Here is a 12,406-nt window from a genome sequence, read left to right as displayed (position 1 = left end):
ACTAATTATAATACAGAATCTCCCCATTTTAGTTTTTGTCTTAAGATACTGTAATAATCACTATTTGTAGGTTTTATTATTCGAATTTTTTTCTTTGATAATCTTGCAGATACTAGATCATTTGGCTGTATTTGAAGCCATTGATTTCCATCAATATTTAGATGAACGGCATCATCTCTTGAAGTTGCTTTAAAACTAAGTACTTCACAACCATTTACAATAATTGGACGAGCTGTTAGGCTTTGTGGAGCTAGTGGCGTTATTGAAAGAGCATTTAAACCAGGATGAACGATCGAACCACCTGCTGAAAGTGAATAGGCTGTTGAGCCTGTAGGAGTTGCTACTATTACGCCATCAGCTCTGTACTTGTTTACAAAAATATCATTTGAGTAAACTTCAACCTGTATTAAATGTGCTTCGTGTCCACCTTTAGTTATTACAAGTTCATTTAAAGCATAAAATATATTGTCTTGATACTTTACTTCAAGAAAAGTTCTTTCTTCTACTTTATAATTACCGTTTTCATAGTCTTGTAACATTTTAACTGCATCTTTTGGATTAACTTCCGCAAGATAGCCAAGAGATCCCATATTTATTGCAAGAACTGGAATATCACTTGTAATTGCCTCTTTTGCAGAAATTAGCATTGTTCCATCTCCGCCAAGCGAAATTATTAAGTCAGCTTTCTCCACACCAAAAACTTCTTGAATATCATTTTTTTCCAAATAATCATAAAAATCTTTTAACAATTTTTCATTACCGTATCCATTTTTTATAATTCGTACTTTTTTTACTTTATTTTTTTTATTTAGATTATCATTATTTCCTTTTTTTTCGAAATTTTCCATAATAAAACCTCTTTTTCTATGATTAAAATATTTAAAATTAAATATCAAAAATCAACATTTCAAATTTTTATCTTTGTGAATTATTGTAACATTTTTAAAGATTTTTTTCCATTAATTCTTAAAAAATATTTTTTATTAGATTTATTGAATGTTTTTCTAAATTTTTTAAAACTAATTTAATCAAAAATACCTTCTACATATAAATAAAAAATTATGAGCCAGTACTATAAAAATAAGAACTCATAATTTTATTTAATTTTATAATTTTGAATTTTAAAAAGTAGTAGTCTAATTTTAATAATGTTTGAGAATATGTTAAAATTATATTATACCTTTTGTTTAATAATAGACAAATCTTAAATAAAAAAATTTTTTTAGTTATTTAGAATAAAAATATTCATTTTGTTTATAATTTTTGTGAGAAGGTTTGTAATAAGCTAATTTTTCTCCAAAAAATGTACTTTTCCCTTTTTTCAAATCATTTAAAAGTGATTTTGGATAATTTTTCCCTAAAACATGAATTGTTTTGATTTCAGCATTATTAGGGATTTGAGGATAATCCCAATTTATTTTTTTATCTGGATTTACTTCCATACAAGTTGCATAAATATTTATGTGATCAAGAGTGGAATCCTTATAAAACGTTCTGTAAGTTGAGATAAGGCATTGTTGATTTTTGAGATAGTTCATACTTCCATTTTTCATATCTTGTTCTATATTTTCTGGCAGTTTTTCAAATGGAATTGTTTTTGTAAATAAAATACTATCAGCTTTAAATGATGTACTTTTAGCAAAAATATTAAATGAAACCAAAAATACGCAAAGGATAAATAAAAGTTGTACACTATTTTTCTTCATAATCTCTCTCCTTATTTTATTTATATAAAATTTATTTTAATTTTAAAAAGTATATACATATTTTATCATTTAGTATTCATTTTTTCAATATATTTTCCTTTTATTATCATGTGTGTTATAGAAGGTTTCTAATGTTTTTATAATATATACTCAAACCTATTTAAAATTAAACTTATAAATTTAGGGATTGAGTAAAATAGTTATAACTTTTTCTTTCGGTTTTAAATCCATTTTATTATATAATCAAACTTTTTTAGTTTGAGCAATGTAACTTTAATTTTTTTAAGTCTAGTGTTCAAATAAATCAAAAAATTTTGAAAATCAAATAATTTTGCTTTACAAATAAAAGAATAAAAAGTATAATTATATCATAAATATAAACTAGGAGGAATTTTTTTATGAAAAAAATGGGAATTTTACTAATCATTGGAGCATTAGTGGTGGTAAGCTGCGGGAAAGACGCTGGAGCAAAGGAAACTGGGAAAACTGGAACGACAGCAGGGCAAACTGCTGAACAAGGAAAAGCTGATTTGAGCAAAGAAACTGCTGAATATAAGAAATATGTTGAAGGTCAGATTGACATGCTTTTAAAGGATACAGAAAACTTTGCAAAATTATTGAAGGAAGGGAAATTGGATGAAGCTAAAAAAGTTTATCCATTAATCCGTATGGCTTATGAAAGATCTGAACCTATTGCTGAAAGTTTTGGAGAATCTGATATTAAGATAGATTATCGTCTTGTAGACTTTAAGGAAGAATTTAAAAATGAAGAAGGATGGAAAGGTTTTCATAGAATTGAAAAAATATTATGGGAGCAAAACACTACAAAAGGAACTGAAAAATACGCAGACGATCTTGTAAACGACATTAAGGAGCTAAAGGCAAAAATTGCCACAATTGAAGTAACGCCTGATTTAATGGTTACAGGAGCGATTGACTTGTTAAATGAAGTTTCGACTCAAAAAATTACTGGAGAAGAAGAAGTGTTCTCGCACACTGATTTATACGACTTTAGAGCAAACATCGAAGGAGCTCAGAAAATTTTTGAATTATTCAGACCTAAATTAGAACAAAAAGATGCTAAGCTCGTAACAACTTTAGATACTGAATTTAAAGCTGTAAATGCTCTTCTTGATAAATATATGACTGATGATAAGCATTACAAATTATATACAGAATTGAAGCCTGAGGATACAAAAGCACTAGCAGAAGCAGTTACAAAACTGGGAGAACCTTTATCACAAATGGGAATTGTAATAGATGCAACTCCTAAGAAATAATATACTTATTCGGTAACTAATATGTTTAAGTATTATTAGATAGGGAGTTAATTCCCCCTTGTTAAAATTAACATTTAGATTATCGAATACATCTTAAAATAACTTACAGTATAAAAGAGGTAAAATAATGAGTGACGAAAATGATAAAAAATGGTTTGACAAAAAAATATCACGTCGTGATTTTTTGAAAAAAGCTGGAATGGTAGGAGCTGGAGCCGCAATTGGAGCAAGTGGAGCTAGTGCGATTTTTGCCAACATGTTCAGCGGTAAAGCAAATCAGGTTGTTGGAAATGAAAAGATTTCGTTTTATGGGGAACATCAGTCAGGAATTGCTACTCCTGTTCAAAAAAACGTCTATTTTGCGGTATTAGATTTACATTCTACGGATAGGGAAGAAATAAAGCAGATGTTTAAGGACTGGACAGATTATTCTGAAAAACTTATGAAAGGTGAACTTGTAGCTCCAGAACTTGCAAATCATTTAGTTCCTCCACTGGATACAGGAGAAACAGTGGGATTAAATCCATACCGTTTGACAATAACTTTTGGAATAAGTCCATCTTTTTTGGATAAATTGAAGATGGATAATAAGAAAATGGAAGAATTTAAGGATTTGCCACATTTTCCGAGAGACCAAATAAAGGACAAGTATAAAGGCGGAGATATTTGTATTCAGGCTTGTGCAGATGATGCACAGGTAGCATTTCACGCTGTGAGAAATCTTGTTCGTAAAGGTCGTGCCTTAATTACTTTAAAATGGACTCAAGCTGGTTTTTTACCAATTGGTAATGGAAAAGAAACTCCAAGAAATCTTTTTGGATTTAAAGATGGAACGGAAAATCCGAAAAATGATAATGATTTTAAAAATGTTGTTTGGTATGATAAAGATAATTGGCTGAAAAATGGGACTTTTCTTATTGTAAGACGTATTCAAATGCATCTTGAAACGTGGGATAGAACTAATTTGCAGGAGCAGGAAAATACGTTTGGAAGGTATAAGGAAAGCGGGGCTCCTTTTGGAGAAACAGATGAATTTGCAACAATTGACATAAATAAAAAAGGTCCAGACGGAAAACCAATTCTTCCTATTGATTCACATGTTTATCTTGCCAAAAAAGCTGACGTTAAAATAGCACGCCGTGCCTTTTCTTATTCTAATGGAATAGATGAAGTGAGCGGACAGTTTGACGCAGGACTGCTATTTATATGTTTCCAAAAACATCCTGATCAGTTTATAAAGATTCAGAACAGCTTAGGAAATGAAGATAAACTGAATGAATACATTACTCACATTGGAACAGGAATTTTTGCGTGTTTTGGAGGGATAAAGAAAGGAGAATACATTGGGCAGAAATTATTTGAATAAAATAAATATATTGCTATTTTTGTGTTTTATATTATTCTTCACAAATGTTATCGCAAAGGAAAGTTATAGCAGCCTTTATATAAAAATAACAGATACGACGACTGCAATAAGAAACAATAATCAAAATGAAGCAAAAAAACTTTTTTCCGAAGTAAGAGATGAATTTAAAAAGGTGAAAAATGCTGATTCAGTAAAAGGAAAAAAAGTACAGGAACTTTTAAACAAAGAAAAGTCCACATTGTCAGAAGAGGATCTGAGAGAAGTTACAACAGCACTATTAGCTTTTGAAAAAGAGCAGAATCCTGTTGACGATAATGAGGAAAAGAAAAAATTTCAGTCAAGAATGAATCCTGCTTTAGATGTCCTGGAAAAGGCAATTCAATCTAAAGATGTGGAACTTATGAAAAAAGAATATCTGAAATTTAATGGCGTATGGACAAGAAATGAAAGTTTTATAAGAAGTAGAAGCATTGCTTATTATGGAAAAGTAGAAACTGCAATGTCGTTTTTGAGAAGCTCTATGGAAATGGAGCCATTTGATTATGACAACACAATCAATTCTTTTAATGACTTGAAATCAACAATACGAGACTATTTAGATGGAAAGAAGATAGAAAATAATGTTTCAAGCACAATTACACTAAAAGAAGCTGTAGATATGTTGAAAGATGCGTTGGAAGCCTTTAAAAATGGAAATAAATCTAAAGGTCAGTCAAAAGTGAAAGAGTTTATTCAGGTATGGCCTACGGTTGAAGGCGATGTAAGTACGAGAAATTCGGCTTTATATACAAAAGTGGAAACGCAGACTCCAATAATCATGGTAAAAGGTAGCGAAAAAGAGTATCAGGAACAATTACAAGGATTAATTACAGAATTATCACAAATTGATACAAAAGCACAATATACGTTTATTGATGCAATGTTTATACTTCTTCGTGAAGGTGTGGAAGCACTTCTTATCGTTCTGGCATTGGTAAGCAGTCTAAAAGCTGCAAATCAGAAAAAAGGATTACGTTGGGTGTACGCAGGAGCTGCTGCTGGAATTTTGGCAAGTGTGGTAATAGCATTTGCTCTTCAGGCTTTATTTCCTGCCGTATCTTCAGGAACAAACCGTGAAATTCTGGAAGGATTTGTAGGAATTTTTGCGGTTATAATGATGATTGGGATTGGATTTTGGCTGCATAGTAAATCATCCTTGAAATCTTGGCAAGATTATATTGACAGAAAAATGGATATTGTATTAAGTACAGGAAGTTTTATTTCAATGTTTGTACTTAGTTTTCTTGCGGTATTTAGAGAAGGGGCAGAAACAATATTGTTTTATGTAGGAATTTTACCATTAATTTCATTGCAGAATTTGATTATCGGTATTGTAAGTGCGATATTGATATTAATTATAATTGCACTTGTTTTAATATACGCTTCTTCAAAAATAAAAATACATCAAGTGTTTTTTGTACTTACGTGGACAATTTATTTCCTTGCATTTAAAATGCTTGGAACAAGTATTCACATGCTGCAAGTTGTTGGGATTTTACCGTTGCACGTAGTTCATTTTATACCTACAATGGAAATTTTGGGAATTTATGCAAATATGGAAGTATTTATTAGTCAATTAATTTTAATTGTGATTATCGTGATTGCCGCATTGATAAAAAAGAGAAAAGATAAATAACATTTTAAAAGATAAAGTATCGGAAAGGAATAGAATGGCTAAAATTGACGAACAGACGCTTGTAGAACATTTGAGCGAATTTAGGAAAAGACTCATTGTTACAATTATATTTTTTATTGCGGCTTTTTTAGTAAGTTTGCTATTTTGCTCCGATATTTACAAATTACTGACAGCTTCATTCAAGCAGAAGCTCACAGTTCTTGGGCCTAATGATATTTTGAGCATTTATTTAATGCTGGCTGGAATATGTGCTTTTAGTTTGACATTGCCTTTTACAAGTTATCAGCTATGGGCTTTTATCCGTCCTGCTCTTAAGGAAAAGGAAGCTAAGGCAATTTTATCTTATGTGCCTGCAACTTTTATATTATTTGTTACAGGACTTTCTTTTGGATTTTTTATAGTAACACCTGCGTTATTAAATGTTTTACTGTCTTTTGGCAATGATTTGTTTAATATTCAGCTTACAGCAAATAATTATTTAACATTTGTATTACATACATCATTACCGCTTGCTGTAATATTTGAATTGCCTGTTGCTGTAGCATTTCTAACATCGCTGCATATCTTAACGCCGCAATATTTGATAAAAAATAGGCGATATGGCTATTTTATTTTGCTGGTAGTCGCAGTCGTTCTGACGCCAGCTGATTTTATAAGCGATTTAACGATGGCGGCACCATTGATCTTACTTTATGAAGTGAGTATTTCTGTTTGTAAATATGTCTATAAAAGAAGGAGGGATGATTAAAAATGGGAATTTTTAGAGATATAGGAGCGCCAGGACTAATAGTTCTTATACTTGGGGCATTACTTATTTTCGGACCAAAAAGACTGCCTGAACTGGGAGAATCCATCGGAAAAATGATTCGAGAATTTAAAAAGTCAGTTTCTGGAATTGAGTCAGAAAGTGATGAAACTAAAAATATAGAGGATAAAAAAGAAGATAAATAAAAAATTATTTTTAAAATAAATTAATTAATATAATTTTATAACCAATTTTTTCATTTTACCCAATATAAGGGCATTATTACTGTGTCCTTATATTTTTTTATTTGAGAAAATTGTGTTGCTAAAATTTTGTAAAAATTATATAATAAAGTTACTTTGTAAATTAATTTATTTTCTAAATTTTTTTTTAGATTATTTTAGTTAATAAAGATTTTTCTATTAATTTATATTTTTTTACGTAAAGGGAATTAGTCACCATCCCCTTTTATTTCGCAATATTAGTTATTTCAATTTCTTCAAATTATAACATCTGAAGATTTTGGCGAAAGTGCTACGCACTAATCTCAGCTTGTCTAAGCATTTTTTGAAAACAAAATCGAAACTCGTTGCGTAAAACTTCGCTCACTTTCGCAAATACAGACTAAATTTAATTGTATAAAATAAATTTGCTATAAAAGTTATGGCGAAAGAAACACATAAATGTGTTTAGTCGATTTTATTTCCAAAAAATCACGACACTTTTTAGTTTAATTATAATGGTTAATTTAACTAAAACAAAAATTAGTAAAAATTTTGTCAAAAAAATATTTGTTATGATTTTTCGAGATTTTAATTTTTCAGTAAAAGACAACTTGTTTGAGCTTTTCTATCATATTTAAATTGATAAAACTTTGCGAGATTAAAATAACTTTTGTTAAAAGCGAGTTTTGTCTTTTGCTGTAAAATTGAAATTCGGTAGCGGGAGTGCAGAGGTATGGCGTCTGATACCTCTGCGTTAAAAAAAACTAATATTAAATAAAATACGAAAAAACATTTATTAATCAAAAAAATCTAAAAAAATTTAGAAAATAACTTAGTGAAAAGATTTGAGAGTAGAAGTTGATTTAAAGTTATTTGATAAAAAATAGAAAAAGAAATAGGGGGAATAGATAGAAAAATGAGTACGAAGTATTTGAAGGTTAAGCCATCAGAAGATTTTTTTAGAAAATATGGAATTAAAAATTTTGAGATTGAGTACGTTAATCTTTTTTCTAGGAAAAAGGAGATGGAGATATTTATAAAGGTAAGCAGTCTGGTTGCACATAGTGAGATACAGGACTTGAGGCAGCTGCTTTATAAGAGTTTTGAGAATGGGTTGAAATTGAAGATTAAGATGGATGTTAATCCTGAGCTGATACAGAAGGATGTTGTTGGGTTTGTAAAATTTGCGATTGAGAATTATAAGCATGAGAGCAAGAGGTATCAGTATATTTTTGCAAGTTATGAAGTGGAAAGTCTTGAAAATACGGTGTTTATAAAATTACCATCGCACCATTTGATAGAAGAGGCAAAAAGAACTGAGGCAAAGGAAGAACTTACAAGAAAAATTTATGAATGTATGGACAATTCGATAAAAATTGAGTTTGTAAATGGGGATTTTGAGGAAGTGAAGGCTAAAATTAAGGCTCAAAATGAGTTAAATTCGGTAAAGGCAAGCGAACTCCCAAAGTATGAAAATGTTAGTATGAGCAATGGTAATGGAAATCATTACGGAGGAAACGGAAATTTTAATAACGGAAATAACGGAAACGGTTATTCAAATGGCGGGAATGCTAATGGAGGCAACAATAAAGGTAATTACAAATGGAAAAAAATTCCTGATATAGATGCAATGCCATTTTCTACACTTGATATTTTGAACAATGGTGATGATGTAGCACTAGAAGGAAAAATTTTTAATGTAGATATGAAGGAAACTAAGAATGGGAAGTTAATGTGTGATTTTATGATTACAGATTATACAGATTCTGTTAGTTGTAGAATATTCTTTAATACAGATGAGGATATTCAGGTAAAACTTGGGGAGTGGGTAAAGGTTACTGGAAGTTTTGAGGCAGATATGTATAGTGGGGAAAAATATGTCAGAACTCAAAGAGTGGAAGCTATTGAATCTAAAGATATAAAAAAAGAAGATAATGCTACGAAAAAAAGAATAGAACTTCATGCACATACGAATATGAGTGAAATGAGCGGAGTTATGTCGATTAAGGATTATGCAAAAAGAGCTAAAGAATTTGGGCATAGTGGGATTGCTGTGACAGATTACGGAGTAGTGCATTCATTTCCGTTTGCGTTTAAGGAAGCAAATGAGGATTTTAAAGTTATTTTTGGGATGGAGGCGTATGTAGTCGATGATGAGCAAGACTTGATTACAAATCCTAAGGACAAGATGATTGAAGATGAAATTTATGTTGTATTCGATATTGAAACCACAGGATTTGATCCGTTTAATGACAAGATAATTGAAATTGGGGCTGTAAAAATGCGTGGAAGGGAGATTATTGGAGAATTTTCTGAATTTGTAAATCCTGAAATTCCAATTCCGCCAAAAATAACAGAACTTACAACAATTACTGATGAAATGGTTGCAAATGCTGAAAAAATAGAAACTGTACTTCCAAGATTTCTAGAATTTTGTACTGATACGACAGTAGTCGCCCACAATGCGAAATTTGACGTGGGATTTATCAAGCAAAAAACTATTGAGCAAGGGCTTGAGTATTCTCCGAGCGTAATTGATACATTGCCTTTGGCTAGAACATTGCTTCCTGATTCGAGAGGATATGGACTTGCTAATCTAGTAAAATATTTCCGGATTACGCTTGAAACACACCATAGGGCTGTTGATGATGCAAAGGCTACTGCGGAAGTTTTTCAGAAATTTTTAAATATGATTTTAAGTAAAGGGATTTTGAAATTGATTGAGATTAATACGGATTTACAGCCGAATATTCAAAATTCTGAAACATTGAACACGATGATTTTGGTAAAAAATCAGCCTGGGCTTCGTGACCTGTACGAGCTTGTATCACGTTCCAACATAGAATTTTTTGGAATGAGAAGACCTAGAATACCAAAAACTTTGTTAAACAGCATGAGGGAAAATCTTTTAATTGCAAGTTCGGCTTCGGCTTCTGAAAGAAATAAGGGGGAACTTGTAAATCTTTATTTACGTGGGGCAGAAAAAGACGACATTGAGGAAAAAGCGAGATTTTATGATTATATCGAGATTCACCCACATACAAACTATGCTGACATGGTGAAAAGAACGAGCAAGGAAATTGAAAGTTACGATATAATAAAGGAAATGAACAAGTATTTTTATGAACTTGGAAAAAGTCAGAATAAAATTGTAGTTGCGACAGGAGATACCCATTATCTTGAAGAGCGTGAAGCAATTAACAGGAATGTTCTTCTTTTAGGAAGTGGAACAATGTGGAAAACTGAAACTTCGGAGGGAGTTAGAGGATATGAGTTTTTCAACAGAAAATTGTATTTTAAAACTACTGAAGAAATGTTGGAGGCGTTTGATTATCTGGGAGAAGAAGTGGCTCAGGAAGTCGTTGTGGAAAATACGCATAAAATAAGCGATATGATAGAACAGGTGCGTCCAATTCCAACTGGATTCTATCCGCCGAAAATTGATGGGGCAGAAGATGAAGTAAGGGAAATGACTTACAAGAAACTTGAGGAACTTTATGGGGAAAATATTGATGAAAGCCTGAAGGAAAGAGTGGAAAAGGAGCTTAATTCGATTATTCAAAATGGATTTGCGGTGCTTTATCTGATTGCACAGAAACTTGTGCATAAATCGGTGGACGCAGGTTATCTTGTAGGTTCACGTGGTTCGGTTGGATCTTCAATAGTTGCCTATCTTATGGGAATTACCGAAGTGAACGGACTTTATCCACATTACAGATGTCCTAAATGTAAGCATACGGAATTTATGAACGAGGAAGGAAGTGGAGTTGACTATCCTGACAAAAATTGCCCAGAATGTGGTACAAAGTATATAAAAGATGGACATGCCATCCCATTTGAAGTGTTTATGGGATTTAATGGGGATAAAGTGCCAGATATTGACTTGAACTTTTCTGGAGAATATCAAGGGGAGATTCATAAATATACAGAAGAGCTGTTTGGAAGTGACAATGTCTTTCGTGCTGGAACGATTTCTACACTTGCTGAAAAGAATGCTTTTGGGTATGTGAAAAAGTATCTTGAAGAAGTCGAAGGAACGCCTGAAATAAAGGAGAGAAAAGCAGAAGTTATGAGAATCGCAAAAGGCTGTGAAGGGGCTAGAAAAACAACTGGACAGCATCCTGGTGGAATGATAGTCGTTCCAAAGGACAAGTCAATTTACGATTTCTGTCCAATCCAGCGCCCAGCAAATGATATGAAATCAGCTTCCAAGACAACCCATTTTGATTATCACGTAATGGACGAACAGCTTGTAAAACTGGATATACTGGGACACGACGATCCGACAACGCTTAGAATTTTACAGGATTTGACAGGGGTTGATATTTATACGATTCCGCTTGATGATAAGGAAGTAATGAGTTTATTCAGCGGGACAGAAGCACTTGGTGTAACTCCAGATGAAATCGGCTCTCCGACAGGTACATCAGGAATACCTGAATTTGGAACATCTTTCGTAAAACAGATGTTAGTTGACACACGTCCAAAAACTTTTGCAGAATTAGTCAGAATTTCTGGACTTTCACACGGAACGGACGTTTGGCTGAATAATGCACAGGATTACGTAAGAAGTGGAATTGCAACCTTGAGTCAGATTATCACGGTGCGGGATGACATTATGAATAAGCTGATTGACGATGGACTTGATAAATCATTAGCCTTTTCCATAATGGAATTTGTCAGAAAAGGACAGCCTACTAAAAATCGTGAAAAGTGGCAGGAATATTCTAAAACAATGAAAGAACACGGTGTAGAGCAGTGGTATATTGATTCATGCGAAAAAATAAAATATATGTTCCCGAAAGGGCATGCGGTTGCTTACGTAATGATGGCAGTAAGAATCGCTTATTTTAAAGTGCATTATCCAATCGAATTTTACACAGCTTTCCTAAATAGAAAAGTTGGAGATTTTAAAATGACAGCAATGTTCAGACCAGTAGAAGAATTGAAACGTGCAAAAATGGAAATGGACAGAAAAGGAAACTTAAACGCTAAAGAAAAGCAAGAATTATTTTTATATGAAATTTTAATTGAAATGCACTACCGTAAAATCGAACTGGAACAAATTGACATCTATAAATCAGAAGCAAAACTTTTCACAATACAGGATGGCAAAATTAGAATGCCATTAATCGCAATGGATGGACTAGGAGATGCTGTTGCTGAAAATATTGTTTCTGAACGAAAAGTTGACTTTTTATCAATCGAAGATTTGGTAAAACGTACAAAATTGAATAAAACGATTGTGGAACTGATGAAAGAATATGGATGTTTAAAGGATTTGTCAGCAACAAATCAGCAGACATTATTTTAGAAAATAATACAAAATTATCTCTATTTTCAATATTGACAATTATAAAAAGATATAATATGATGTATTTACGAGAAGATGATGTTATTTAGAATTGTA

8 protein-coding genes are annotated in these 12,406 nt (G+C 31.8%); 6 read left to right on the top strand and 2 right to left on the bottom strand.

The window, feature by feature from the left end; genetic code table 11:
• Nucleotides 1-5: 5 nt before the first annotated feature.
• Nucleotides 6-848, bottom strand: a complete 843-nt coding sequence (locus BQ5344_RS11265) for an NAD(+)/NADH kinase (protein WP_071125391.1) — start codon at nucleotides 846-848, stop codon at nucleotides 6-8.
• A 378-nt stretch (nucleotides 849-1,226) separates the two neighbouring features.
• Nucleotides 1,227-1,706, bottom strand: coding sequence for a hypothetical protein (locus BQ5344_RS11260; RefSeq protein WP_021768614.1), 480 nt, complete (start codon nucleotides 1,704-1,706; stop codon nucleotides 1,227-1,229).
• Nucleotides 1,707-2,104: 398 nt separating this feature from the next.
• Between BQ5344_RS11260 and efeO the strand changes: the two genes are divergently transcribed.
• The 6 genes from efeO to BQ5344_RS11230 all read left to right on the top strand — a co-directional run bounded on the left by efeO (nucleotide 2,105) and on the right by BQ5344_RS11230 (nucleotide 12,310).
• Nucleotides 2,105-2,986 (top strand): iron uptake system protein EfeO, encoded by an 882-nt coding sequence (gene efeO / locus BQ5344_RS11255; RefSeq protein WP_071125390.1) that lies wholly within the window; start codon nucleotides 2,105-2,107, stop codon nucleotides 2,984-2,986.
• Between the two features lie 127 nt (nucleotides 2,987-3,113).
• Nucleotides 3,114-4,352 (top strand): iron uptake transporter deferrochelatase/peroxidase subunit, encoded by a 1,239-nt coding sequence (gene efeB, locus BQ5344_RS11250; RefSeq protein ID WP_071125389.1) that lies wholly within the window; start codon nucleotides 3,114-3,116, stop codon nucleotides 4,350-4,352.
• The gene (locus BQ5344_RS11245; protein WP_071125388.1) at nucleotides 4,330-6,027 is read left to right on the top strand and encodes an FTR1 family iron permease; all 1,698 of its coding nucleotides are present in this window, start codon (nucleotides 4,330-4,332) and stop codon (nucleotides 6,025-6,027) included. Before efeB ends, BQ5344_RS11245 begins: the two co-directional genes overlap by 23 nt.
• 34 nt (nucleotides 6,028-6,061) lie before the next feature.
• Nucleotides 6,062-6,775, top strand: coding sequence for a twin-arginine translocase subunit TatC (gene tatC / locus BQ5344_RS11240; protein WP_071125387.1), 714 nt, complete (start codon nucleotides 6,062-6,064; stop codon nucleotides 6,773-6,775).
• Between the two features lie 2 nt (nucleotides 6,776-6,777).
• On the top strand, nucleotides 6,778-6,978 hold the full coding sequence (locus BQ5344_RS11235) for a twin-arginine translocase TatA/TatE family subunit (protein ID WP_021769740.1): 201 nt from the start codon (nucleotides 6,778-6,780) through the stop codon (nucleotides 6,976-6,978).
• A 934-nt stretch (nucleotides 6,979-7,912) separates the two neighbouring features.
• Nucleotides 7,913-12,310 (top strand): PolC-type DNA polymerase III, encoded by a 4,398-nt coding sequence (locus BQ5344_RS11230; RefSeq protein WP_071125386.1) that lies wholly within the window; start codon nucleotides 7,913-7,915, stop codon nucleotides 12,308-12,310.
• The last annotated feature ends 96 nt before the right edge of the window (nucleotides 12,311-12,406 follow it).

It is taken from the genome of Leptotrichia massiliensis (genome assembly GCF_900104625.1).
Lineage (GTDB): Bacteria > Fusobacteriota > Fusobacteriia > Fusobacteriales > Leptotrichiaceae > Leptotrichia > Leptotrichia massiliensis.
This window is presented reverse-complemented; position numbering and strand designations above follow the sequence as displayed.